Below are 25,923 nucleotides of genomic sequence, written 5' to 3'. Positions count from 1 at the left end.
ATAATTATTGTGTATATACTGAAAATTTAAATGTGCAACAAAAAAGTACACAGCTATTTCATTTATTAAACAATTCTTATTACAACATGTATAAATGCACTATATAATTTTTTAATAAATTGTTTTTTATTTATTATAAATCAGCTTATTTAATAAACATTGCATCTCCAAAAGAGAAAAATCTATATTTTTCCTTTACTGCTTCTTCATACGCATTCATAACATGTTCTTTTCCTGCCAAAGTAGAAACTAACATTATTAATGTTGATTCTGGTAAATGGAAATTTGTTATAAGTTTATCTACAACTTTAAATTGATATCCTGGATAAATAAAAATATTAGTCCATCCACTTTGTTCTCTAACAAATCCATTTTCATCTCCAATAGTTTCTAAAGTTCTTGTTGATGTTGTTCCAACAGAGATGACTTTATTTCCCCTTTTTTTAGTTTCATTTATTATATCAGCACTTTCTTTTGAAAGCATATAAAACTCTGAATGCATTTCATGTTCTTCTATTTTATCAACTTTTACTGGTCTAAATGTTCCTAAGCCAACATGAAGTGTTACATAAACTATATTAATACCTTTTTCTTTTATTTGTTCTAATAATTCTTTTGTAAAATGTAGTCCTGCTGTTGGTGCTGCTGCTGAACCATTTTCTTTAGAATATACTGTTTGGTATCTTTCTCTATCTTCTAGCCTTTCATGAATATAAGGTGGAAGCGGCATTTCTCCTAATGAATCTAAAACTTCTTCAAATATTCCTTCATAGTAAAATTCTACTATTCTATTTCCATTTTCCTTAACTTCTATTACTTCTGCTTTAAGTTTTCCTTCACCAAAAGTGAATCTTCTTCCTACTCTCGCTGATTTACCAGGCTTAGCTAGACATTCCCACTTATCTCCTTCCATTCTTTTAAGTAATAAAAATTCTATTTTACCACCAGTTTCTTCTTTTTCCCCAATCAATCTTGCTGGCATTACTCTTGTATTATTTAATACTAAAGTGTCACCTGAATTTAAATACTCTATGATATCATGAAAAGTTTTGTGAGTTATTTCTCCAGTTTCTTTGTCCAAAACCATAAGTCTTGAAGAATCCCTTTTTTCTAATGGATGCTGTGCTATTAGTTCCTCTGGTAAATAAAAATCAAAGTCTTTTACGTTCATTACTATATCTTCTCCTAACTATTAAAAAAACTTCTTTGTTCTCTGTTAAGTTCTTTATGTTTACTATTATTGACTCTTCCTAAATGTTTATAAGCTTTATCCGTTGCAACTCTCCCTCTAGGTGTCCTTACAATAAAACCTTGTTGTAATAAATATGGTTCATAAACATCCTCTATAGTTCCAAGCTCTTCCCCTATAAAATATGAAAGAGTTTCAATTCCTACAGGACCACCATTAAAATTATCTATAATCGCTTCTAATATTTTATTATCAACTTTATCAAATCCTTGACTATCTACTTCTAATAATTCTAATGCTGCCTTTGCTTCTTTAAGTGAAATTACATTATTAGATTTAACTTCTGAATAATCTCGTACTCTTTTTAGCAATCTATTAGCAATTCTAGGTGTTCCTCTAGACCTTGTTGCAATTTCCAAAGCCCCTTCTTCTGTAATCTTACATCCAAACACTGCTGCACTTCTTATTATAATTTCCTTTAGTTCAGTTTCATTATAATACTCCATTGCACAAAGCACTCCAAATCTATCTCTTAAGGGAGATGTTAACATTCCTACTCTTGTTGTTGCTCCTATCAGTGTAAATTTAGGTAAATCAAGTCTTATAGATTTTGCTGCTGCCCCTTTACCTATTACAATATCTAGAGCATAATCTTCCATTGCTGGATATAATATTTCTTCTACGCTTCTATTTAACCTATGTATTTCATCTATAAATAAAACATCATAATCTTTTAAAGTTGTTAAAATAGCTGCTAAGTCTCCTGCCCTTTCAATTGCTGGACCAGATGTAATTTTTAAATCTCCGCTCATTTCCTTGGCAATAATATTAGCTAATGTAGTTTTTCCTAGACCTGGTGGACCATATAAAAGTACATGATCTAATGCTTCATTTCTTTTCTTTGCAGCTTTTATAAATATGTCTAATCTTTCTTTTACTTTTTCTTGACCAATATATTCCTTGATTTTTTGAGGTCTTAAACTAAGCTCTGAATTATCATATTCACTTAATTGACTTGGTTCCACTATTCTTTCCACTTAAATACACCTCCCTCTTTATTAAGTAAAATAAGTGCCAAATATTTTATCCCATTAACGCTTTCAATGCATTTTTTATTATATTTTCAACACTTTCAGTTTTATCTATAGTCTTAAGAACATTTTCTGCTTCTTTTTCTGTATATCCTAATGCAATCAATGCACTTAATGCCTCTGATATTGCTAATGTATTTTCTTGTATACCTTCAAATTCATCAATATTTTCTACTAATTCGTTAGATTTCAATTTATCTTTAAGCTCTAAAATAATTCTTGCAGCAGTCTTTTTTCCTATTCCTACTCCACGACAAAGATGTTTCTCATCTCCAGTTATTATTGCATACTTTAAATTATTCAATCTACTTATAGAAAGTAGTGATAAAGCAGCTTTTGCTCCAACACCATTAATTGTACGTAACAATTTAAACATATCTAATTCTTCTTCAGACTCAAATCCATATAATCCAATAAAATCTTCCCTTACAATCTGCTCAATATACAACATAACATTTTCTCCAGATGCTGGCATAGAGGACATTGTTGCACCTGAAGTGAAAATTTTATATCCTATTTCATTATTTTCGATAACTATATAGTCTTTATTTATTCCAATGTATTTTCCTTTTATATATTCATACATAAATTTAAATCCCCCTATATTTTAAATAAAATATATATTTACTTAAAACCTAACTTATACTTTATCATTTTACAATAAATCTTTCAATAAGGCACATAAAAGAAAATATATGTTCGTAATTATAGATAAATTTTCTCTTTATTTTAATATAATAAATACTTTAAAATATATATTTAAAAATAAAAATAAGCCATATAACTGTTTTAAAATAATTTTTACAATTACATGGCTTATTTTAGGCACATGAAATAAAATAATAGCTTAAAGAAGCATTGTATATTTTATGTCAGACAAGTAAGTAAATTTAGTTAATGGTGAGCTATTAACTAAATTTACTGATGCAATATCACACAAAATAAACGAGCATACTGGTCTATTATTTTTCGAATGTGCTTTATATTTAATAATTAATTTATAACTAATACATCTATTAAGAAATTAATTATAATAAAACATAGTTTTATTATAATATGTTACCGTTCACTTAAAATACAATATAACTTTTAAGAAATTAATTCCGAAATACTTTCTTCTGCCTCATCTTTAGAATCATATTTAAGTTCAAAATTCTTTATTTTATTTTTATCACTATCTCTTAAACTTTCAATAGGTTTATTGTCTAAAAATACATCTTCATTATTTTTTATAGAAGCTACTCCATCTTTATTTGTTTCATATATAGCTAAATATCCATCTTTGTCACCAATATAATATTTATTTGGTTCCAAAGAATTTGAAACTTTTCTTTTAAACATAAATTCTCCATTTGACATAACATCAAGGTTATAACCAGTATTTTTTAGAATTTCGATTAACTGTTCCTGTGTCAAATCACCATTAATGTTTAATTGTTTTTTTATTTCAGATATTGTCATATCACTTTCTTTTTTATCACCTGCAAATAATGAAACTTTAATATTATCATCTAATTTATTGGTAGCAATATCAGTATTTACTTTTCCTTGAGAGGTTTGGGCTAACCCTCTATAGTTGGTTGATCTATCTACTAAATAATAAGTCATTGAAAATATAAGTGCTAGCATTAAAATGCAAAAAATCATTATTTTTCTTTTCTTATTTACCATATTTATCACTCCTTGGTAGAAGTATTAACCTAATATTAAAAATTTATGCATATTTATGGTAAATTTTATTAAATACATTTCAAAAAACCTGATATATGTAGCACTTATACTAACATATATTAATTATTCTATTTTCTTAAATAAAAATTTGCTATCTATTATAAATCAATCTAAAATTAACTTTGAAACAAAATATATCTTTCATTTTTATCAAATTATCATTTTATGACTACTCAAATAGAGAGTTATTAAACAATAAAAACCAACCTTGAGGATGTTCACATACTGGACAATTTTTTGGTGCCTCTTTACCTTCATATATAAATCCACAATTAGTACACATCCATTGAACTTCTGTATCTTTTTTAAATAAACTTCCTTGCTCTAATTCATTTGCAAATCGTTCAAATCTAGTTCCATGTACTTTTTCTATTAACCCTATATTTTCAAATATTGTTGAGATTGCTGAAAAACCTTCTTCTTTTGCAACTTTTGCAAAATCACTATATACAACATTAAATTCTTCAAATTCATTGTGCTGCGCTCTTTTAAGTAAGTCTAATGTTGTAGCATAAGTATCAATAGGATATGCTGCAGTAATTTCTATATTTTCACCTGCACTTTGTTTTAATTGGTTAAAAAATACTTCTGCATGTTCCTTTTCCTGATTAGCTGTATATTTAAATAATGATTCTATTATGTTAAATCCTTCTTTTTTAGCTGTAGCTGCTGCTATATCATATCTGTTTCTAGCTTGACTTTCACCTGCAAATGCCCTAAGTAGATTTTCTTTAGTTTTACTATCTTTTAACTGCATATTAAATCCTCCTACTAAAACACATATAAGAAAATAATATTTCAAATATGTACCTAAATATTATCTTAGGCACATGAAATAAAATAATAGATAAACTATATAGCTTATATTTTGTTTCGGACAAGGAGACAAAATATGAAGCAAAACATACTTGTTTATTATTTTTTGAATGTGCCTTATATTTAGTATTGAAGATTTAATCATAATTATACATATTTAACAACTAAATCAATAAAGTATACAATTAAAATTATATTTATTGGCTTATTATCTTACTCTGTTTATAAAACCACACTTTTTACATAATTCTTCAATTGCAATTCTTTTTGAAAAACCATCATATATATCTTTTGCTCTTTTAGAATTTAAAATTTCTTCAAGTTCACTATCAAATATATTTCCAAGTGGTATATTACCTTCACTATCTAAACAACATGGTACAACAGTTCCATCTACCAATATACCTATTTGATCTCTTAGACCATAACAAAAAGCTCTCTCCCCTAATTCATCACTATTTATAGAAGGCCACTTAAATTTTTCTCCCATGCTAAGATATAAATTCTTAGCTAACTTAACGCTATTTTTATCTCTTAATGCCCCTTTTAAGTCATAGTTTAAATTAAAACTATTTTCGAGTATTTTAAAGATATCAATATTCATATTATTACTAGCTTTATATTTTGTATCTAAATTCCATAATCTTAACGAACAAATTATATTACTTTTCTCTGTAGCCTCTTTAGAAAATTTAATTATATCATCTAGATATTCTTCAAAATTTATATCTTTATTATTTGCCTCAAAACTATGAAGTGAAATATTAACTTGTCTTAATGCTGGCGATTTAATCAAAACATCTTTTACTTTTTTAATTAAAGTACCATTTGTAGTAATATTCGCTTTCACTTTATATTCATCACTTAACTCTAGAAATCGTTCAATATTTTTATTTAAAAAAGGTTCTCCCATCAAATGAAAATAAACATAATCACTATATGGTTTAATACACTTTAAAATATGTTCAAATGATTTTTCATCCATAAAACCTAATTTTCTAGAAGTCTTAGGACAAAAATTACATTCTAAATTACAAACATTTGTTATTTCTATATATACTCTTTTAAATTTTTTCATTTTTATTCACCCTTTAATTCCTGACTTTCTTAATTTTAATCTATATTTTTAACTTTTATGAAATAATTAATTAGTAAATCATATTATACTAATTAATTAATAATCTTTCTAGAAAAAATACCTTTTTCCCATTAAATATACAGTATTTTCAACATTTATTTTTAATTTTTCTACTATTATATTATTTATTTACATATTTAGAAATTTTCAAACTATTTAGAATTTATAGCTAATTCATACGTTTTTTATGTTATAATATACTCGTAACTTGAGTAAATTTAATTTTATACGTTTGGAGGAGAGGTTATGGCAAATATTATAATTTCCCCAGGGAAATATGTACAAGGTAAAGGGGAACTTGAAAATATATCTAAACATACTAAAAATTTAGGAGAAAACTTTTTTGTTATTGTAAGCACATCTGGTATGAAAAGAGTGGCAAACATTATTAAAGAAAGTTTCTCTGATACTAATACAAATTTAACTTTTGAAATTTTTAATGGTGAATGTTCAGAAAGTGAAATAAAAAGATTACAGAAAATCTTTGAAGAAAATAACTGTGATGTTGTTATTGGTATAGGTGGAGGAAAAATTTTAGATACTGCAAAAGCTATTGCTTATTTTGAAAATGCTCCAGTCGTTATAGCTCCAACTATTGCTTCTACTGATGCTCCTTGTAGTGCATTATCAGTTATATATACTGACGATGGAGTATTTGATAAATACTTACTTTTAAATAAAAACCCAGACCTTATTTTGGTAGATACCCAAATAATTATTGGTGCTCCATCAAGACTTTTAATATCAGGAATGGGAGATGCTTTAGCTACTTATTTTGAACTAAGAGCTTGCAAAAGAGCAAACAGCTTAAATATGTCAGGAGGTCACATAACTTTAGCCGCAGAAGCATTAGCTAAATTATGTTATAATACATTATTATCTGAAGGATTTAAAGCAAAAATGGCTGTTAATAATAATGTTGTAACAAAAGCAGTAGAAAATGTTGTTGAAGCAAACACTTTGTTAAGTGGTTTAGGTTTTGAAAGTGGAGGATTATCTGGAGCACATGCAATTCATAATGGATTTACTATACTAAAAGAATGTCATAACTTATATCATGGTGAAAAAGTTGCATTTGGTACAATAACTCAATTAGTTCTCGAGAATGCTCCTTTAGATGAAATTAAAGAAGTTATAGATTTCTGTTTAAGCGTTGGACTTCCAACTAATTTATCTGACATGGGAATTAAAAAAATTGATAAAGATGATATTATGAAAGTAGCCGAAGTTTCTTGTGCTGAAGGTGAAACTATCTATAATATGCCTTTTGATGTGACTCCTTATGACGTTTATTCTGCAATTTTAACTGCTGATAAATTAGGATCCCATTATCATAAATAATTCTTGATCAAACAGTAGTATTGATGCATAAAATTCAATTACTAATTGATTATTATACTTTAATATCAACATTTACTTGAAGACAAATTATTAATGAAAAAAATTAATAGCCTAGAAAGTAACTAATTTTTTAAATTACTTTCTAGGCTTTTCTACTAATTAACTTTAAAAAAAGCTGACTTTGGTTTATGACATATTGGACAAATATAATCATCAGGTAAATCTTCAAAATCTATATCACCATCATAAATATAGTGGCAAACTGAACATTCATATACATCTTTTACGTTATCTATAGTTTTTGATGGCTTTTCATTATCTTTCTTTTTCTCTACTTTTCCAGATTTAAGATCTCTATAATATGCGTATGTCATTGATTCTTCATCGTTTAATTTTTTAGCATTTACTACCTCTGCTATAAACATATTATGGGTTCCAAGGTCTATATCCTTTACAACTTTACAAGATAATGTAGCTATACAATCCTTTTCTACCACGGGATTATTAAGTTCATCTAAAATATATGGCATATCCTTAAATTTATCGACATCTCTACCACTACTATATCCAAAATGGGCAATTGTATTTAATGAAGCATTTTTACTTACAATTGATACTGAAAATTTATTTGATTTTTTAATTAACTCATTAGTAAAGTTCTTCTTAAGTACTGTAACACTAACTCTCATCGGTTCTTGAGTTACTTGACTCAATGTATTAATAATACATCCATTCATTTTTCCTTCTACTTCAGTTGTTAAAATATATACTCCATATGTTATTGTAAATAATGCACTTTGATCCATATAACTGTTCCCCCTACCTTTTATAATCAATAATAATTATTTTATAATAATTATACTCTTTTTGTAATATTATATCAATATTTATTCAAAAATTTCCCATAATATTTCTATATAATTTTATTTAATATTTATTAAAGTATATTTAAAATAGGTTTAAATATATAAGTTTATCAAAATTAGTCATATATTTTATAACAAAAATAGGATAAAACCTATTTTTGTTTTACCCCAAATTTACTATGTATTATAAAATTTTAATATATAGCCAATAATAATTCTCTTAAAATCTTACATGCAGTTGCTGTAGATGTTCCACTTTGATCATAAATTGGTGATAATTCATTTATATCGCAACCAACAACATTAAGTTGTGAAACATTTATAATTGCTTTTAATAATTCTTTAAATGTGACTCCACCTGCTTCTGGAGTTCCTGTTCCCGGAAATACTGATGAATCTAAAACATCTAAGTCAATTGAAAAATACACTGGCTTACCTTTTAAATATTCAATAGCTTCATTAATCCCAGCAAAATCAAATTTATTTGTTGTTACATGGTCTTTTGCCCATAAAAATTCTTCTCTCTCACCAGATCTTATTCCAAACTGAAAGATTTTTTTATCTCCTATAAGGTCCCATACTCTACGCATAACTGTTGCATGTGAAAGTTTTTCACCTAAATAATTATCTCTTAAGTCCGCATGAGCATCAAAATGTATAACATGTAAATCCGGATATTTTTTTAAAACTCCTTTTACTGCTCCAAGAGTAACTAAATGCTCTCCACCTATCATACATGGTATTTTATTATCTTCTATTATATTAGAAGCAAATTCTTCTATTTGTTCTAATGACTTATTAGCACTACCAAAACATAATTCCAAATCTCCACCATCAAAAATATTTATATCTTCTAAATCTTTGTTTTGATATGGACTATATGTCTCTATTCCAAAAGATTCACTTCTCATAGTTTTACTTGCAAATCTTGTACCTGGACGAAATGATGTTGTAGAATCAAAAGGAGCTCCAAACACAACAATTTTTGATTCTTCATATTTATTATCACAACCTATAAAAGTTTCAATATTTCTATGCATTTTCATACTCAACTTCTCCATTCTAAATAAAACCTATACACAAATATGATTATTATTTATGTATAAGTTTTTATTTTTATTAAGGCATATAAATAAAAATAACAGTTGAAATATATAAGAATACTTGCTTATTATTTTTAATGTAACTAATTCAAACAAATACTCATGAAAATATTTTTATTTATTATTTTCATCTAATAATTCTTTAACATAATTAGGAAGTGCGAAACATCCTACATGAAGATCTGTATTATAATATTTTGTTTTAAGACCTAATGCATTCCAAGCATCAGCATTTAAATCATTTATTGGATCATATTTTTTTGATGCAAAGCCAAATAACCAATGGCCTGATGGATAAGTAGGAATATGAGCTTGATATACTCTATTTATTGGGAAAAATTCTACTATCTTTTCATGTGCAGATTGCATTGATTTTGCATAATAATCATAATAAGGACTTTCATGTTGGTTTACTAAAATTCCATCATCAGTTAATGCTTTATAACAATTTCCATAAAACTCTTTAGTAAATAATCCTTCACCTGGTCCAAATGGATCTGTTGAATCTACTATTATTAAATCATATTCATTTTCTTTATTACGTACAAATTTTAATCCATCTTCAAAGAATAAATTAACTCTTTTTTCATAAAGTTGACAAGCAGTTTGTGGAAAATACTCTCTACATAATTCCACAACTCTTTCATCAATTTCAACCATATCAATTTTTTCTATAGTTTTATATCTTGTAAGTTCTCTTACTGTTCCACCATCTCCAGCTCCAATAACTAATACTTTTTTAATATTTGGATTAGTTGCCATTGGTACATGAACTATCATGTCATGATAAATAAACTCATCTTTTTCTGTTACCATCATTAATCCATCAAGAGTAAAAAATTTTCCAAACTCTTTAGATTCTAAAATATCTATTCTTTGAAATTTACTTTGCTCACTATGTAGCTCTCTATCAACTTTAATTGAAAATCTTACATCTTCAGTATGTTGTTCTGTATACCATAATTCCATTTATCATTCCTCCACAATATTAATATTTTCAATTTTTATATCTTCTGTTCCTGTTAAAAAACATCCTTTATCTTTTGCATATTCTATATAAGCTAAAATTTCTTTAGTAATTCTTTCTCCAGGCGCAAGAATTGGTATTCCTGGTGGATAACACATCACAAATTCACCACATATCTTTCCATCACTTTTATTTATAGGTAAAGATTTTTTTTGTGAATAAAATGCTTCTTGTGGGGTAAGCGCAACCTCTGGATTTATATATTCATGATCAAACATTCCTGCTTTATCTTTTGAATATAATCTTTTTATTTCTGATAACGATGAAATTAATCTTTCTATTGTAAGATTTCTATCACCAACAGAAATAATTGCAAGAATATTTCCAATATCACCAAATTCTATCTGTATACCATATTCATCTCTTAAAATATCATATACTTCAACTCCAGCTAAACCAATATCTCTAGTAAAAATTGATAATTTAGTTTTATCAAAATCAAACACGGTATCACCATCAATTAATTCTTTTGAAAAAGCATAATATCCATCAATTTTATTTATTTCATCTCTTGCATATTCTGCAAGCTCTGTAACTTTTTTAAAAATCTCTTTTCCATTTAGCACTAAATCTCTTCTTGCCAGATCAAGTGATGACATTAATAAATATGAACCACTTGTTGTTTGTGTTAAATTAATTATTTGACGAACATATCCAATATGTAAGTCACAATTAAGAAGTAAAAAAGAGCTTTGAGTTAGTGATCCTCCAGTTTTATGCATACTAACAGCTGCCATATCTGCTCCTGCTTCTATTGCTGAAACTGGCATATTCTCTCCAAAATAAAAATGAGTTCCATGCGCTTCATCTACTAAAACATACATTCCATTTTCATGTGCAAGCTTAGTAATTTCTTTTAAATTTGAACAAATTCCATAATAAGTTGGATTGTTTACAAATATAGCTTTTGCATCTGGATGTTCTTTTATTGCTTTTTTTACATCTTCAACCGACATTCCAAGAGGTATTCCAAGTTTTTTATTAACACCTGGATTTATATAAACTGGAATTGCTCCACTGATAATAAGAGCATTAATTGCACTTCTATGCACATTACGTGGCATTATAACCTTTTCACCTTTTTTACAAACACTCATAACCATTGCTTGAACAGCAGAAGTAGTTCCATTCACCATTAAAAATGCATGTTTGGAACCAAATGCTTCTGCTGCAAGTTCTTCTGCTTCTTTTATAACAGATACAGGATGACAAAGATTATCAAGTGGCTTCATTGAATTTACATCAACCGAAACACATTGTTCACCTAAAAATTCTTTAAGCATAGGATTACCACGTCCTTGCTTATGTCCTGGAACATCAAATGGTACAACTCTAGCTTTTTTGTATCTCATTAATGCTTCATAAATAGGTGCTTTTGATTGGGATTCTTTATTTTTCATTCTCTATCTCCCTCTCATTAATATATATTAGCTCCACTGAAAATCTCGATCATTTCTTTTCTTAAATTATTTTCAATTTCAAGCCTTTGTTTTGGTTTAAGTTCATAAACATCTTTATTAAAAAGATAATTTTGAAGTTCAAGTTCTTTAATTAACATTTTTGTATGAAATATATTCGATTGATATACATTTATATCCGTAGAATCATACTTTTTTAATGTTTCATCATCAATATAATCTTGTATTGATGTCATCTTATGATCTATAAATAATTTTTTACCATCAACCTCACGTGTAAATCCTCTAACACGATAATCTATAGTTATAATATCTGAATCAAAACTTCCTATAAGATAATTTAATGCATTCAAAGGAGAAATTTCTCCACATGTAGAAACATCAATATCCACACGGAAAGTGGCAATGGAATTATCTGGATGATATTCTGGATAAGTATGTACTGTTACATGACTCTTATCTAAATGTCCTACTACAGTTTCTCGTGTTTTTAATATATCAATTTCTCCATGATTGCAAGATTGATCTATTAGATGAACTGGGAGTCCTTCTTCCGTTATAAGAATAGTTACACTTGCACCTTGTGGGTCATAATCTTGTTTTGATACGTTTAATACATGTGCACCAATAATTTCTGTTACATCACACAATATGTTTGTAAGTCTCTCTGAATTATATTGTTCATCAATATAAGCAATATAATCCTTTTGTTCTCTCTCACTTTTTGCATAGCATACATCATAGATGTTAAAGCTAAGTGTCTTTGTGAGGTTGTTAAAGCCGTATAATTTAAGCTTATTTTCCAACCTAACATCACAACCTTTCATTAAAAATAAATTTTACTTATGCTATTTGATAGAATGCTCTAACTACACTTAATATTAAATATTTTTATTTACATTCTTACCAATACTTAACTCTAAGTTTAGTTATTCTTATCTTATAACTTTTTACATTTTACTATATTTTTATTCACATTACTACTATTTATATTAATTTTTTATTAATATATTTATTGTATACGCTTGTTTTTGCTAAATTTTGATATTTTTTTATACGTAAAAAAGGTAAATCCATTAGGATTTACCTTTTATTCCTTTTTAATTCATATGAAATTTATTATTAAAAATTATTATCCAATCATTAAAAATTTCTTATAATTTTCTATAATATCTTCTTTATTATTTTTTTCTAACCACTTATCATAAGCAATAAGATTATCTTCTAATACAGATATTTTTATTTTATTTTTAATATTTTTTTCTTTTTCTGCAAAAACATTAATTTTCATTAAATTACCCATTAAACTTATCCCCCTCTATTTTTATTACTTTTTTCCAAGATTTATTTTTTGCTATATTTTAAAGCTCCGATTCGCTTATATTTTCCTCATCTATAAAAATATTACATTTAAATTGTCTTAACTTCAAAAGATTTAATATAAATTTATTAGTATACATATTACATTAAAAATTTATCTATATTACAACAAACAATAAAAAAGCCCTCCATTTTTATGTAGCGCTTCAGTCTTATAATTTATATATTATAATTTTGTTTTAATATTTCTAAATATAAAAAATAAAATTTGTCTTCTTGGCAATACTAAAGTTTCTATATGTTTATTATACCTCATCTACTAAATAAAATCAATAAAGCACTACATGTAGTTTATTCCATGTAGTGCTTTATATATCTAAAATTAATTATTCTATTCTTCCCATCCTTCTGGGAATTCAGCATTGTGATAAACCTCTTGGATATCATCATCATCTTCAAGCATATCAAGCATTTTTTGTAACTTCTTAGCATCTTCGCCTTCAATAGCACTTAGTGTATCTGGAATCATTTTAACTCCTGCTTCTAAAAACTCTATTCCTTCTGCTTCTAATGCTTCTCTTACTGCTCCAAAATCTTCTGGAGTTGTTGTAACTATAAATACTTCTTCTTCATCAGCATTAAAGTCTTCTGCACCTGCATCTAGAGCCATCATCATCATTTCGTCTTCATCTCTATCTGCTTTTTCTATTACAATTTCTCCTTTTTCTTGGAACATAAATGATACACATCCTAATGCTCCTAAGTTTCCATCTGCTTTAGAAAATGCGTGTCTTACGTTAGCTGCTGTTCTGTTTTTATTATCTGTAAGAGTTTCAACAATTACAGCAACACCTGATGGACCATAACCTTCATAAGTTATAGTTTCGTAGTTAACTGAATTTGCATCTCCAGCTGCTTTTTTGATTGCTCTTGCTATATTATCATTTGGCATATTTGCAGCTTTTGCTTTTGCAACTACATCTCTTAATTTTGCATTAGTTTCTGGACTAGCTCCACCATTTTTTACTGCTACCACTATTTCCTTACCAATTTTAGTAAAAATCTTTCCTCTTTTTGCGTCCGTTTTACCTTTTTTAGCTTGAATATTATGCCATTTTGAGTGTCCTGACATACGTTTTCCTCCTCACTTTAATTCAAATATATAAGTTGCATTAATAAACCTACAAATAAAATTTATGATACATCCATAATCTTATAGATTTTTTATTACAAATATATAATTAATTTTCTTTAATTTAAATACAAAATTCAACAAAAATTATACCATAACAACCTTTTCTATTCAAGCAACCACAAGAATATATAGGAGTATTCATATTCTTACTCTGCAATTACTTAATGAATAACAACAATTTTAGAGTATTTTTTTAACAGTATTGATATTCTAGTATAAGCCTAAACTGGCATTAGAATTTGCTTTTTTAGAACTCTTAAGTGAGAGTCAAAAGTGAGAATCCAGATTTTATATTTGGCTCTTCGAACTTTCACAGAGTACAATTTTATATTTTGTTTCTTAAACTTACTGGATGAATTCATATGAGTCGAGTTTCCTATTTGAATTCTGTCCATGAGCTTTATCCGATAGCTAGTATCTGTAATTTCATAACAGCTACACGCTCCTGGATAACGACTTCTAACCCTTCATTCAAATACAAGCTTTTTTGAAGGCTAAGAATTCTGTTTATACTACAATATCAACGTCCACTTAAAACATAGCGTAATTTTAAATACACTTATACAATCTATTTTCTTCTTTAAAATAAATCTCTTCATCACTTTTAGTTATTATTATTTTTCCGCTACTTGATTCTATCATTTCTCCTTCTATAGACTCTACAATATCTTTTTCTGCTAAAATATGTGCAACTACCTTGTCAGTATATTCAACTTCCTCTATGTGCCAAGAATTCTGTCCGCAAATATATTGAACTTTTCCAAGTAAATCATAATCCATTTCCAAGCTTATTTTTACTCCAAGTACCTTTTCAACAATCCCAGCAGATTTTATTGCAATACTAGCACCCTTTGTATACGCTCTAGTAAGTCCCCCTGTTCCAAGTAATACTCCTCCAAAGTATCTTGTTACTACAATAGCGCAATCCGTTATTCCTGCCTTTTTCATTACTTCTAGTATTGGTATTCCAGCAGTACCTTGTGGTTCTCCATCATCTGAATATCTTTGAATATTCAGATTTTCTCCAACAACATAAGCCCAACAATTATGTCTAGCTTGCTTATGCATGTTTTTAATTTCTGCTACAAATGCCTTAGCTTCTTCTTCTGTTTCTACTCTTTTAGCATATCCAATAAACTCTGATTTTTTTTCTTCAAATCTATCTTCACCTAAATTTCTTATAGTAATATACGACATTTAAAGTAACTCCTCTCTTAAAATCTTAAGTCCTTTTTTTATTTTTTCTATATCAGTCTGATAAAAACCTATTCTAAATGTATTTTGTCCATCGTTTGGTGATGTAAAAAACATAATGCCTGGAGTTATATATACTCCTTTTTTCTTTAATTTTATAAACAACTCTTTTGATGTTATATCTTCTTTTTTTATAGTTAAATAAAAATTAAGCCCACCTTTAGGATCAATATACATAACTAAATCTTTAAGTTCATTATCTAATATCTCTTTCATAACTTTATATCTTTTACTATACTCTAAATTTAAATACTTAATATTTTCTTTCCATTTATTCTCACATATATATAACTCTAATGCTCTTTGCATAAGACTTGATGTTGTTATATCTGTATTAAACTTAGAATTTTGAAGACTTTCTCTAAAAACTTCTGGTGCTACTAAATACCCAAGTCTTATACCTGGTAAAAATATTTTAGAAAAGCTCTTTATATAAATAACTCTTGCATTTTCATCTAACCATTTAAATGGAAGATATCTTATTGTGTCTTCATAAATAAGTTCTGATAAATAATCATCTTCTATAATATAAAAATCATATATTTCTGCTAATTCAAGTATCCTCTTTTTCTTTTCTAAACTATAGCTTATTCCAGTAGGATTTTGAAAATAACTCATTGTGTAAAAACACCTTATCTTGTTTTTTTGAAGTATTTTTTCAAACTTATCTAAATTCACACCATCATTTTCAACTGGAACTTCAAATATATTTGCTTTTCTCCATTTAAAAACAGATAAAGCCCCACCATATGTAGGCTTTTCAACAATTATATTATCATTAATATTTAAGATTCCCTTAGACACTATATCGATCCCCTGTTGTGCTCCTGATATAATAATCATATCATCTTCATTTAACTTACTATCCCAAAAATTTTTATTTATTGTTGAAATAAGATTTTTATATCCATACATATTATTAGATATCAAAGCATTTACACCATCTCTATCTAACACTTTATTAATAGTTTCTTTTAAATCATCTATTGGAAAAAGTACTTCTGTATTAGTTTCTCCTGTAAAATCAACAATATCTGGTAGGTCATCTATTGATAATTTCTTTAAGCTATTTGAATATTCTTTTCTAAATAAAAAAGAAATTTCTTTAACTTTTGCATAACTTCCACTTCCAACTTTTTGATATGCATATCCTTCCGATTTAAGTTTTTTATAAGCATTAACTATGGTTATCGAATTAACATTTAAGAAATCTGATAATTCCCTTATTGTAGGTAGTTTTTGCCCATCTTTTATTTTTTTCTTTTCTATCAAATTTTTTATAAAGTTTGCTATTTGAATATATTTAGGTATCTCTTCTTTAAATTCTAGTTTACTATATATATCAATAGAATTAATCATAGCATGACTCCTTAATTATATATTACATGTCTTATGTGAATATACATTTTCGTTTATTAGAATTAAATCTTCTTCTAGCTTTAACATTCTAACTTCCTTTTTAACTAAATTTCTTTTTAATAATTCCTTTAATATATCTTCTATTTTTATATCAAATTCTTTAAATGTTTCGTCATTTTTTATCTCATATGAACTTAAAAATATCTTCTTTTCATATAAAAATTCTAATAAAACTTTGCTAGCAACAGTTATATTAATATTTAAAAACTTATCAATATATTCAAGAGTATACTCAATATTTTCTTTATTTATTGGATTGTGAAATAAGCTATTTATAATTTTATTAAAGTTATCATTCAAGTTACTTGCCATTCGTACTGAATCTTTACTTACTGTATAACCATTTAAATTTAAATATAATTTAGAAAAACTATCTAAAGCTCTTATTAAAACTTCATAAGAAGTCAATATACTATCATTTTGCAAATATTTTTTAGTAACTCCAATATCCTTTATTAGTTTTCCTAAATACACTAAATTCCATCTTCCAATATGTTTGTCTAAACTATATCTAGCTTTATTGAAAGTCCCAGTTATTTCTTCATCTCTTGAAAATACTATTTTAGAGGATAATAAAAGATTTCTAGCAAATCCTTTTTTTCCGTCACTTTTATATAATTCCAAAAAACTTTCTTTACTTAACATTTTTATATGAACATTTATCCCTAAACTTTCTGAGTATACATCTCTAATATCTTTAAATTTATTTTTATATAAAACAAATAAATCTATATCAGATTCTTCCCAAAGATCTCCATTAATTATGCTTCCAAAAGCAAATATAGCTAAAACATTTGGGTTAGTTTTTAAATTATCTATTAACTTTTGAAAAGCCTTTTGATAATCTAATATGGATTTTATCATTAATATCACCTCATTTTTTCTTAATTAACATTATAACGTAAATATAATTCCATTTAAAGAAATCTAATTTTAAAAATAATATTCCAATATGCTTGTATACTTTTACTATATTATTTTATATAGTTAATTTTCTAATATATCTATTTTTCTAATCAATATTTTAATATAAGTTATACAGAAATTTCACTTTACTAAATCTTATAAAACATAAAAAATAGAGATACATTTAATTATATCTCTATTTTTATTAAACATTATTATTTTATATAATTATTCTACTATTTTTACCACACATTCTTTAGCTTTGTTATATACTTCATCATCAACCTCTACAAGCATAAATGTACCATCTTCTCTATACTCTTCACTTATAACTCTCCCATTTCTATGTAGAAACGATTGAATACTACTCTTATCATAAGGTATTAAAAACTCTACCTTTTTATAGTTATAAGGAAGCTTTTCCTCTATTAATGATAAAAATTCCTCTAAATTTACTCCTGTTTTAGCTGACAATTTAATAATATCTTGTGCTCTTGCCTCTTCATCATTTTGTATAAATTCAATAAAACTATTTATTTGTTCTTCAGTAGCTTTATCAATTTTATTCAAAACTAATATTCCATCTTTATCTATAGCATTTAGTTCTCTAAGTACTTCATTTACAGCCTTGTATTGCTCGATAGCAGTATCAGATGATATATCAACTACATGACATAAAAGATCTGAGAATATAACTTCTTCTAATGTTGATTTAAATGCTTCAACTAAATCATGTGGAAGTTTTCTTACAAATCCAACTGTATCAGTTAATGTTATTATCCCCTTATTTTTTAGAGTTAATGCCCTTGTTGTAGTATCTAAAGTAGCAAATAACATATCTGCCTCAAATACTTTTTCTTTTCCTTGAGTATCTTTTCTTGCTGATAAATCGCATAGAGTATTTCTTAATGTAGATTTTCCTGCATTTGTATAACCAACAAGTGAAACTTTAGGTATACTTTCTTTATTTCTTTTTTCTCTTTGGACTTCTCTAGTTTTCTTTATTTTTTTAAGTTCACCCTTTAAGTCATATATTGTTTCCATTATATGTCTTCTATCAGTTTCTAATTTCTTTTCTCCTGGTCCTCTAGTACCTATACCACCTCCAGTTCTTGATAGTATGGTTCCAAGTCCTTGTAATCTACTTAATCTATATTTAAGCTGTGCAAGTTCTACTTGTATCTTAGCTTCTTTTGTCTTTGCTCTTGTTGCAAAAATCTCTAATATTAATGTAGTCCTATCTATTACCTTAGCTCCTAATGCGGCTTCTAAATTTCTAACTTGTGAACCTGAAAGTTCATCATCAAATATTACTACATTTGCTCTTTCTATTTGCCTCATTGAAGCTATCTCTAAAACCTTACCCCTTCCTATAAAAAAGGCTGGGTCTATCTTATTTCTGCTTTGAAAAACAGTTTTAAGTACTGGAATATTGCAAGCTAATGTAAGTTCTGCTAGTTCTTCTAAGCTTTCTTTAGTATCAGCTCCTACTAATATTGCTTTTTCTTCTGTTTCTTCAATAACATCATTTGTTTTAATTAAATTTTCTATAAATCTTACCTTATCTAATATATTTACAGAAAGTATTTCATCTAAAGAAAGATTCATTTGCTCATCATGTTCTAATTTATTATTATATAATCTAAGCATTCCAAGTGAGAAATCTATTATATTCCCATCTTCATCTATTGCTACTGACACAATTGAATCTAATTTTAATTTTAAAAGTGCAGTTATATCTAATGCTGAAAGATTACAATATCCATTAGGATGAGTATGAATTACTCTAACTCCAGATAATCTTTTTTCACTTATATCAATAACTGGAACTTCTACTGATGTTGAATCTCCAATTGCAACAGATGTTACATTTCCTTTTCTATTTATTGCAACACTTACTTCTCTTTCAATAATTCCAGAAACTCTAGCAATTATATTTAGAATTTCTACATTACATATCTCATCTTTAGACGTTCTAATAGTATAAATTCTTTCTAATTCTTCTAAAATAGAATTTCTAATTCCTTCAATATTTCCAACTATCATTTAATTACCACCTCACATAAAACGAAATAGCCCTATAATGCTATCTTGACAACTTTCATATAATTTTATACTATTAATCATTTATTGTAAACAAACCCAAGTACTTTTACTAATTATAACAAATATGTTATCTTGACAACATTATTAATATTTTATACTATTAAAATATTACATAAAAACATAATGATATAATTAGAGGAGGTGACCTGTTGTTAAATCTATGATAAATTCATTTGATTTTATAACTAGTTGATTGGGGTTTTTATAATTTTTTAATAAATGTTTTTATAGATTTGAACAACGGATTGACATGGAAAATAAGAAACGTAATATACTTTTTTCTAAAGAAGAGATTGATGCTAGAATAAAAGAATTAGGAAAGGTTATTACTGAAGATTATAAAGATAAAGATCTTTATGTTTTATCTTTATTAAGAGGTAGTTTTATCTATGCCGCTGATTTAGTTAGAGAAATAAATGTAAAAACTAGAATTGGATTTATGACTACTTCTAGTTATGGACATGATGAAACATCTTCTGGTAATGTTAAGGTCGTTAATGATATTCCTGATAATATTGAAGGACTTGATGTTCTTATAGTAGATGATATCGTAGATACTGGTATAACAATGAACTTTGTTGTAAACCATGTAAAAAAACTTGGTGCTGCTTCAATAAAAACTTGTGTTTTACTTGATAAACCTTCAAGAAGAAAAGTTGAAATTAAACCTGATTATTGCTGTTTTACAATTGAAGATTTATTTGTAGTTGGTTATGGATTAAATTACGGTGATTTTTATAGAAACGTTCCTTATGTATTTAACTGGGAATAATTATAGAATATTAAACTATTATTAAATAATTTAATAATGATATTATATTTTAACAATATAGGCCTATCTTAAAATGTATTTATACCATTTAAGATAGGCCTATATTGATTAAAAACAATTATATTTATTTTGAAATATTCTCCTTAATGTTTCCATTAAAATCAATTGCAGTATTAGGTATTTTTCCAACTATAATAGTATCTGAAACTGGAACTTTTGTGCTTATTTCAAGATCATCAGTTTTAGTTGGTAATATTATTCTAACTTTCGCTTCCACATTTAAATATATTATATGTCTGGTTTGATTAATCCCTGCACTTTCAAATTCCGATTCATAAAAAGCATTAATGTTGCCTAAATTTTTAACTCTAATTGGTACTTTGGGACCTAAACTATAATAAAGACTATTCTCAGTAAACCATCCTAAAGGTACATCAACCTTTATATCGCCTAAATTTTCAAGTTCTTCATTACACTTCATTGATAACTTTGACATTAAATAATTTAATTTAATAGTATCAGCTTGTATAAGACTTATATTGCCTTCATTATCTTTTTGTATTTTTATCATCTCTTCATAATTAAATTCTTGTGAAAAAATATCAATACTATTTTGATTTATTATATTAAGCACTCTAGATTTTACAGTCATTTCAGACATTTTAGTAAGAGATGGTATTAATTTTTTATTTAAAAAAAGCATTAATGCATTAAAGATAATAAGTACGGTTATAATAACAATTATTATAATTGGAAAATTTTTATATTTTTTGCGTCTTGTATAGTATTTCATTTCAGCACCCTTATATGTAGTTATTAGTTTACTCTTATTATAAGTATGCTATAATAATAAAGAATATTATTTAATATTAGTGAATTTATACACTTAGGAGGATAAAATGTCAGTTGAAAAAACTCCAAATAAATCCCAAAAAAATAAAAAACGTAGAAAAAAAAGTCGAAAGAAAAAACCTGCTTCCAAAATTTTTAAAAATATTGTAACTGGTTTTTTAACTTTAATATTAATAATTTCTGTTATTGCTGCAGGATATTTATTAGCAATTATAAAAACTACACCGCCTTTAAACGTTGAAGCTGTTTTATCACTAAATCAACCATCTAGTCTTTATGATAGCAATGGTGATTTTATGGATAATCTTCACTCTGATGAGGAACGTTATGTTATAGAATCTAATGAAATGCCAACTAGTTTGAAAGATGCCTTTATTTCCATTGAAGATGAAAGATTTTATAAACATAATGGTATAGATATTCAAAGAATTGCAGGCGCTGCCTTAATGGATGTTAAAAAGATTTTAACTGGGCAAAAAGGATTGCATGGTGCCTCTACACTAACACAACAACTACTAAAAAATACAGTATTAACAAATGAAGTGAGTATAAAAAGAAAAGTTAAAGAAATTTATTTAGCAATAGAATTGGAAAATCAATTAAGTAAAGATCAAATTATTACAGCTTATTTAAATACAATTCCACTTGGTGGGCAAATATATGGTGTTGAAGCTGCCTCATTATCGTATTTTGGTAAAAATGCTAAAGACTTAAACTTAATTGAATGTGCTTATTTAGCCGGTATAACCCAAGCACCAAGTTATTATAGTGCTTATAATGATAGTAATAAAGAAGATCCCTCAAGATATATTAACAGGACAAAAACTGTAATATCTAAAATGTATGAATTGGGATACATATCAGAGGCTGAATATAATGCTGCTATTGGAGATTTAAATAATAATAAACTAGTTTTTAAATCAAGCAAGAAAGATTATAGATTGAATTATGAATGGTTTGTTTATCCTACCGTTTCTCAAGTTAAGAGAGACTTAAAAGATAAATATAAATATACAGATGAAGAAGTTTCTAAGCTAATGGTTAATGGTGGACTTAAAATATATACTACAATGGATAAGAAACTTCAAGATTTTACTCAACAAACTTTAGATAATTATAAAAATTTAAATGTTGGTAATTCAGAAACATATGATAAAAATGGAGTTCCATTATTGCAAGCTTCGGCAACAATTATGGATTATAGAACTGGTAAAGTCCTTGCTTTAGTAGGAGGAAGAGGCAAACAACTCCCTCAATCAATAAATAGAGCTTACAGTGATTTGCGTCCTATTGGATCAACTACAAAGCCATTAACAGTTTATGGGCCTGGAATAGACCAAAAAATAATAACTGCTGCCACTTCTATTGATGATGCACCATTATCTCCTGAAGTTTATAAGCATTATCCTGAATATGCGCCTCCAAATGTTTTAAGAAATTCACCGGATGAATATTTAGGACTTATAACTCCACGTGAAGGAATAATGTATTCTAAAAATACAGCTTCAGTTATAACTGCAAATACTATAGGATTGAAAACCGGAATATCTTATGGAGAAAACTTAGGTTTAATTTTTAATAGTTCTTCAAAACAATCTATTGCTACTGTAGCATTAGGCCAATTTAATAATAGTCCTAATGATAGAGACGGTGGAAACACATATAAATTATCAGCTGCTTTTGGATCATTTGGTAATAATGGTTTATATACAGAACCTATACTATATACAAAAGTTGTAGACTCAAAAGGTAAAACTCTTTTAGATGGCAAACCACATCAAAAGCAAGTATTTTCACCTCAAGCTGCTTATATTATGTATGATCTATTAAAAGGTCCTGTTAACTTCTATGGTGGTGCTCCAGCTAAATGGAGCGATATGCCTGTTGCTGGTAAAACTGGTACTACTACCGATGCTAAAGATTTATGGTTTGCAGGTCTATCACCTTATCTATCCGGATCTATATGGGTTGGATATGATACACCTAAAACAGTTTTAGGTGGTTCTGGAACTGTCTGTGCTAACCTCTGGGGAAAAATAATGGCTAAGGCACATGAAGGATTAGAAGTAAAAGATTTAGAGGAACCTAGTGGGATTGTTAAGGTTGCTATATGTAAAGATTCAGGTAAATTACCTAGTTCTTTATGTTCAGCTGATCCAAGAGGAAATAGAGTAAGTGAAGAACTGTTTATAAAAGGAACAGAACCTAAAGAAACTTGTTCTACTCATGTTTCTACTAGTATAAATAGTTATAATAATAAAATTGCTGGTCCTAATACACCATCATTTTTAACTAGAAATAGAATATTTATAACTAAAAAATATCCAAACCCAATAACCCAAGATTATCCTTATGTACTACCAAGTTCACAAGATAGCTATACAGGAAGCGAGCAAGCTCCACAACCTCAAGCTCCTCCACCAGTTGAACCTAGTGAAGAAGAAACTCCTGACGATGCTCCTCCTGCTGCAAATAATAATGAAAATAATTCTATACTAAATTCTTTACTTAAACCATTAAAACCGGATTAAAAACCTCAAATTTGCTTTTAAAATAGATTATTGATAAAATCAATAATCTATTTTTTTTAAATAACTAAGTTACTAACTTCTATAATCATAAAATAGTACCTCCGTCTCTTTTTATAAATAAAATGCATAACTCATTGTATTGTCTTTCATTTTTTAATTTATATACTTTTTTACATTTTTAATAGTATTTTACGCCAGTTATTTAAACCTAATAATACTGTTGTTTTCAACCTATTTTATATTTTAAAAATTAATACTTTATATAGTGATATGAATTAACTTATTAGTAAACTTGCATTTTTTCTTATAACAAGATAAAATTAAAGTAATATATATATTACTTTAAAAATGGGGGAGGTAAAATTTTGTTAGATTTTAATAAAATTATTACAACATTTAATAATTTCTTATATACTTATATCCTTATTGCACTATTAATTACGTTAGGAATATACTTTACATTTAGAACTAAATTTGTTCAATTTAAATTTGTTAAAGAAATGTTTAGATTACTTGGAGATGGTTTCAATTCAAATAAAGAAAAAGGTGGGGTATCATCATTCCAAGCTTTTTGTATAAGTACTGCTTCAAGAGTAGGAACTGGTAATTTAGCGGGTATAGCAATTGCTATATCTATAGGTGGCCCTGGAGCTATTTTTTGGATGTGGTTAATAGCATTAATAGGTTCAGCTTCAAGTTTTGTTGAATCTACACTTGCTCAAATATACAAAATTAAAGATAAAAATGGAGCATTTAGAGGTGGCCCTGCTTATTACATAGAAAAAGGCTTAAACAAAAAATGGATGGGTATCTTATTTTCAATATTAATTACAATAACGTTTGGCTTAGTGTTTAACTCAGTACAATCAAATACTATATCACTTGCGTTAAATGAAGCTTTTGGAATAAATACATCAATAGTTGGACTTATAATAACGATTTTAACTACATTTATAATCTTTGGTGGAGTTCATAGAGTTGCTAAAGTTTCAGAAATAATAGTTCCTGTAATGGCTTTAGCATATATATTTGTTGCGTTATTTGTAGTCTTTAGAAATTTCACTGAACTTCCAAAATTATTTGTAGTAATTTTTGAAAATGCTTTTGGATTTAAACAAGCTATCGGTGGAAGTATTGGTGGAACAATGCTTATTGGAATAAAAAGAGGATTATTCTCAAATGAAGCTGGAATGGGAAGTTCTCCAAATGCTGCTGCAACTGCCAACGTTTCACATCCTGTTAAACAAGGATTAATTCAAACTTTAGGAGTATTTACTGATACATTAATAATTTGTAGTTGTACTGCTTTTATAATATTACTTTCAGATGTTGATTTAACTAGTGGATTAACTGGAATTCAACTAACTCAAAATGCTTTAAATTCCCAAATCGGAGAGTTTGGAAGTATATTTATTGCTATATGTGTATTTTTATTTGCTTTTAGCTCTATAGTTGGAAACTATTATTATGGTGAATCAAATTTAGAATTTTTAACTAAAAACAAAATATATTTAACACTTTATAGAATAGCTGTTGCTTCAATGGTATTTTTTGGTTCTATAGCAAGCTTAGATATTGTATGGAATCTAGCAGACATATTCATGGCTTTTATGGCTTTAATAAATTTAACTGCTATAACTCTTCTAGGAAAGTTTGCATTCAAAGCTTTAGATGATTATGTTAAACAAAAAAAATCTGGAATAAAAGAGCCAGTCTTCAAAGCTTCTTCTATCCCTAGTTTAAAAAATGCTGATGAATGGGATTAAAATTTAATAATAGGACGAGTTAACATAAAAAATAGCTATAAAAATGAATTTCAAATCATTTTTATAGCTATTTTTAATTGCT

Annotated in this window: 22 protein-coding genes; 4 read left to right on the top strand and 18 right to left on the bottom strand. The window is 27.0% G+C overall.

Annotation, left to right across the window (positions count from 1 at the left end; genetic code table 11):
- Positions 1–145 precede the first annotated feature (145 nt).
- The 6 genes from queA to ACYUET_RS10910 form a co-directional block, all read right to left on the bottom strand.
- Complete coding sequence (queA, locus tag ACYUET_RS10935; RefSeq protein WP_460279555.1) at positions 146–1,171, bottom strand: tRNA preQ1(34) S-adenosylmethionine ribosyltransferase-isomerase QueA; 1,026 nt, start codon at positions 1,169–1,171, stop codon at positions 146–148.
- Between the two features lie 14 nt (positions 1,172–1,185).
- Positions 1,186–2,226: a Holliday junction branch migration DNA helicase RuvB gene (gene ruvB / locus ACYUET_RS10930; RefSeq protein ID WP_460279554.1), complete on the bottom strand. Its 1,041-nt coding sequence runs from the start codon at positions 2,224–2,226 to the stop codon at positions 1,186–1,188.
- A 46-nt stretch (positions 2,227–2,272) separates the two neighbouring features.
- Positions 2,273–2,866 carry a Holliday junction branch migration protein RuvA gene (ruvA, locus tag ACYUET_RS10925; protein WP_460279552.1) on the bottom strand — a complete coding sequence of 198 codons (594 nt, stop codon included), beginning with the start codon at positions 2,864–2,866 and terminating at the stop codon, positions 2,273–2,275.
- A 503-nt stretch (positions 2,867–3,369) separates the two neighbouring features.
- Positions 3,370–3,951, bottom strand: coding sequence for a hypothetical protein (locus ACYUET_RS10920; protein ID WP_460279550.1), 582 nt, complete (start codon positions 3,949–3,951; stop codon positions 3,370–3,372).
- Positions 3,952–4,180: 229 nt separating this feature from the next.
- Positions 4,181–4,768, bottom strand: a complete 588-nt coding sequence (gene rbr, locus ACYUET_RS10915; RefSeq protein WP_460279548.1) for a rubrerythrin — start codon at positions 4,766–4,768, stop codon at positions 4,181–4,183.
- Positions 4,769–5,035: 267 nt separating this feature from the next.
- Positions 5,036–5,905, bottom strand: coding sequence for a radical SAM/SPASM domain-containing protein (locus ACYUET_RS10910; RefSeq protein WP_460279547.1), 870 nt, complete (start codon positions 5,903–5,905; stop codon positions 5,036–5,038).
- Positions 5,906–6,211: 306 nt separating this feature from the next.
- Between ACYUET_RS10910 and ACYUET_RS10905 the strand changes: the two genes are divergently transcribed.
- A complete protein-coding gene (locus ACYUET_RS10905; protein WP_460279545.1) occupies positions 6,212–7,306 on the top strand; it encodes a glycerol dehydrogenase in 1,095 nt (364 codons plus the stop codon).
- A gap of 155 nt (positions 7,307–7,461) precedes the next feature.
- Here ACYUET_RS10905 and ACYUET_RS10900 read toward each other — a convergent pair whose 3' ends face one another.
- The 11 genes from ACYUET_RS10900 to hflX form a co-directional block, all read right to left on the bottom strand.
- Positions 7,462–8,112: a flavin reductase gene (locus ACYUET_RS10900; protein WP_460279544.1), complete on the bottom strand. Its 651-nt coding sequence runs from the start codon at positions 8,110–8,112 to the stop codon at positions 7,462–7,464.
- 254 nt (positions 8,113–8,366) lie between these two features.
- Positions 8,367–9,212, bottom strand: a complete 846-nt coding sequence (speB, locus tag ACYUET_RS10895) for an agmatinase (RefSeq protein WP_460280050.1) — start codon at positions 9,210–9,212, stop codon at positions 8,367–8,369.
- Between the two features lie 177 nt (positions 9,213–9,389).
- The gene (gene speE / locus ACYUET_RS10890; RefSeq protein ID WP_460279543.1) at positions 9,390–10,244 is read right to left on the bottom strand and encodes a polyamine aminopropyltransferase; all 855 of its coding nucleotides are present in this window, start codon (positions 10,242–10,244) and stop codon (positions 9,390–9,392) included.
- A 3-nt stretch (positions 10,245–10,247) separates the two neighbouring features.
- Positions 10,248–11,702 carry an aminotransferase class I/II-fold pyridoxal phosphate-dependent enzyme gene (locus ACYUET_RS10885; protein WP_460279541.1) on the bottom strand — a complete coding sequence of 485 codons (1,455 nt, stop codon included), beginning with the start codon at positions 11,700–11,702 and terminating at the stop codon, positions 10,248–10,250.
- 17 nt (positions 11,703–11,719) lie between these two features.
- On the bottom strand, positions 11,720–12,547 hold the full coding sequence (gene speD / locus ACYUET_RS10880; RefSeq protein WP_460279539.1) for an adenosylmethionine decarboxylase: 828 nt from the start codon (positions 12,545–12,547) through the stop codon (positions 11,720–11,722).
- 305 nt (positions 12,548–12,852) lie between these two features.
- Entirely contained in the window at positions 12,853–13,023 is a 171-nt protein-coding gene (locus tag ACYUET_RS10875; RefSeq protein ID WP_460279537.1) for a hypothetical protein, read from the bottom strand.
- A 408-nt stretch (positions 13,024–13,431) separates the two neighbouring features.
- The gene (locus ACYUET_RS10870; protein WP_460279536.1) at positions 13,432–14,172 is read right to left on the bottom strand and encodes a YebC/PmpR family DNA-binding transcriptional regulator; all 741 of its coding nucleotides are present in this window, start codon (positions 14,170–14,172) and stop codon (positions 13,432–13,434) included.
- A gap of 612 nt (positions 14,173–14,784) precedes the next feature.
- Positions 14,785–15,432, bottom strand: coding sequence for a YigZ family protein (locus tag ACYUET_RS10865; protein WP_460279534.1), 648 nt, complete (start codon positions 15,430–15,432; stop codon positions 14,785–14,787).
- Positions 15,433–16,848 carry an aminotransferase-like domain-containing protein gene (locus tag ACYUET_RS10860; RefSeq protein ID WP_460279532.1) on the bottom strand — a complete coding sequence of 472 codons (1,416 nt, stop codon included), beginning with the start codon at positions 16,846–16,848 and terminating at the stop codon, positions 15,433–15,435.
- A gap of 15 nt (positions 16,849–16,863) precedes the next feature.
- Positions 16,864–17,772, bottom strand: a complete 909-nt coding sequence (locus ACYUET_RS10855; protein ID WP_460279531.1) for a nucleotidyltransferase domain-containing protein — start codon at positions 17,770–17,772, stop codon at positions 16,864–16,866.
- 270 nt (positions 17,773–18,042) lie between these two features.
- Entirely contained in the window at positions 18,043–19,860 is a 1,818-nt protein-coding gene (hflX, locus tag ACYUET_RS10850) for a GTPase HflX (RefSeq protein ID WP_460279529.1), read from the bottom strand.
- A gap of 310 nt (positions 19,861–20,170) precedes the next feature.
- Between hflX and hpt the strand changes: the two genes are divergently transcribed.
- The gene (hpt, locus tag ACYUET_RS10845) at positions 20,171–20,692 is read left to right on the top strand and encodes a hypoxanthine phosphoribosyltransferase (RefSeq protein WP_460279528.1); all 522 of its coding nucleotides are present in this window, start codon (positions 20,171–20,173) and stop codon (positions 20,690–20,692) included.
- 124 nt (positions 20,693–20,816) lie between these two features.
- On the opposite strand, the gene yunB is transcribed toward hpt, so the two are convergent.
- A complete protein-coding gene (yunB, locus tag ACYUET_RS10840; RefSeq protein WP_460279527.1) occupies positions 20,817–21,485 on the bottom strand; it encodes a sporulation protein YunB in 669 nt (222 codons plus the stop codon).
- Between the two features lie 106 nt (positions 21,486–21,591).
- On the opposite strand from yunB, the gene ACYUET_RS10835 reads away from it, so the two are divergent.
- Together ACYUET_RS10835 and ACYUET_RS10830 are read left to right on the top strand one after the other, a co-directional pair.
- Positions 21,592–24,075 (top strand): transglycosylase domain-containing protein, encoded by a 2,484-nt coding sequence (locus ACYUET_RS10835; RefSeq protein ID WP_460279525.1) that lies wholly within the window; start codon positions 21,592–21,594, stop codon positions 24,073–24,075.
- A gap of 365 nt (positions 24,076–24,440) precedes the next feature.
- Positions 24,441–25,841, top strand: coding sequence for an alanine/glycine:cation symporter family protein (locus ACYUET_RS10830; RefSeq protein WP_460279523.1), 1,401 nt, complete (start codon positions 24,441–24,443; stop codon positions 25,839–25,841).
- Positions 25,842–25,923: the final 82 nt, after the last annotated feature.

The sequence above is a fragment of the Clostridium sp. CTA-5 genome (assembly GCF_054768135.1).
The sequence above is the reverse complement of the archived record's forward strand: the minus strand, read 5'-3'. Positions and strand labels throughout refer to the sequence as shown.

Bases quoted from the DNA above. Each gene is read 5' to 3' on its own strand.
- ACYUET_RS10900 (WP_460279544.1), bottom strand. From the start codon at position 8,112: ATGGATCAAAGTGCATTATTTACAATAACATATGGAGTATATATTTTA.
- ACYUET_RS10885 (WP_460279541.1), bottom strand. From the start codon at position 11,702: ATGAAAAATAAAGAATCCCAATCAAAAGCACCTATTTATGAAGCATTA.
- ACYUET_RS10905 (WP_460279545.1), top strand. From the start codon at position 6,212: ATGGCAAATATTATAATTTCCCCAGGGAAATATGTACAAGGTAAAGGG.
- ACYUET_RS10865 (WP_460279534.1), bottom strand. From the start codon at position 15,432: ATGTCGTATATTACTATAAGAAATTTAGGTGAAGATAGATTTGAAGAA.
- ACYUET_RS10855 (WP_460279531.1), bottom strand. From the start codon at position 17,772: ATGATAAAATCCATATTAGATTATCAAAAGGCTTTTCAAAAGTTAATA.
- ruvA (WP_460279552.1), bottom strand. From the start codon at position 2,866: ATGTATGAATATATAAAAGGAAAATACATTGGAATAAATAAAGACTAT.
- ACYUET_RS10860 (WP_460279532.1), bottom strand. From the start codon at position 16,848: ATGATTAATTCTATTGATATATATAGTAAACTAGAATTTAAAGAAGAG.
- queA (WP_460279555.1), bottom strand. From the start codon at position 1,171: ATGAACGTAAAAGACTTTGATTTTTATTTACCAGAGGAACTAATAGCA.
- ACYUET_RS10910 (WP_460279547.1), bottom strand. From the start codon at position 5,905: ATGAAAAAATTTAAAAGAGTATATATAGAAATAACAAATGTTTGTAAT.
- hflX (WP_460279529.1), bottom strand. From the start codon at position 19,860: ATGATAGTTGGAAATATTGAAGGAATTAGAAATTCTATTTTAGAAGAA.
- hpt (WP_460279528.1), top strand. From the start codon at position 20,171: ATGGAAAATAAGAAACGTAATATACTTTTTTCTAAAGAAGAGATTGAT.
- ACYUET_RS10835 (WP_460279525.1), top strand. From the start codon at position 21,592: ATGTCAGTTGAAAAAACTCCAAATAAATCCCAAAAAAATAAAAAACGT.
- ACYUET_RS10870 (WP_460279536.1), bottom strand. From the start codon at position 14,172: ATGTCAGGACACTCAAAATGGCATAATATTCAAGCTAAAAAAGGTAAA.
- ACYUET_RS10920 (WP_460279550.1), bottom strand. From the start codon at position 3,951: ATGGTAAATAAGAAAAGAAAAATAATGATTTTTTGCATTTTAATGCTA.
- speB (WP_460280050.1), bottom strand. From the start codon at position 9,212: ATGCATAGAAATATTGAAACTTTTATAGGTTGTGATAATAAATATGAA.
- speE (WP_460279543.1), bottom strand. From the start codon at position 10,244: ATGGAATTATGGTATACAGAACAACATACTGAAGATGTAAGATTTTCA.
- rbr (WP_460279548.1), bottom strand. From the start codon at position 4,768: ATGCAGTTAAAAGATAGTAAAACTAAAGAAAATCTACTTAGGGCATTT.
- ACYUET_RS10875 (WP_460279537.1), bottom strand. From the start codon at position 13,023: ATGGGTAATTTAATGAAAATTAATGTTTTTGCAGAAAAAGAAAAAAAT.
- yunB (WP_460279527.1), bottom strand. From the start codon at position 21,485: ATGAAATACTATACAAGACGCAAAAAATATAAAAATTTTCCAATTATA.
- speD (WP_460279539.1), bottom strand. From the start codon at position 12,547: ATGAAAGGTTGTGATGTTAGGTTGGAAAATAAGCTTAAATTATACGGC.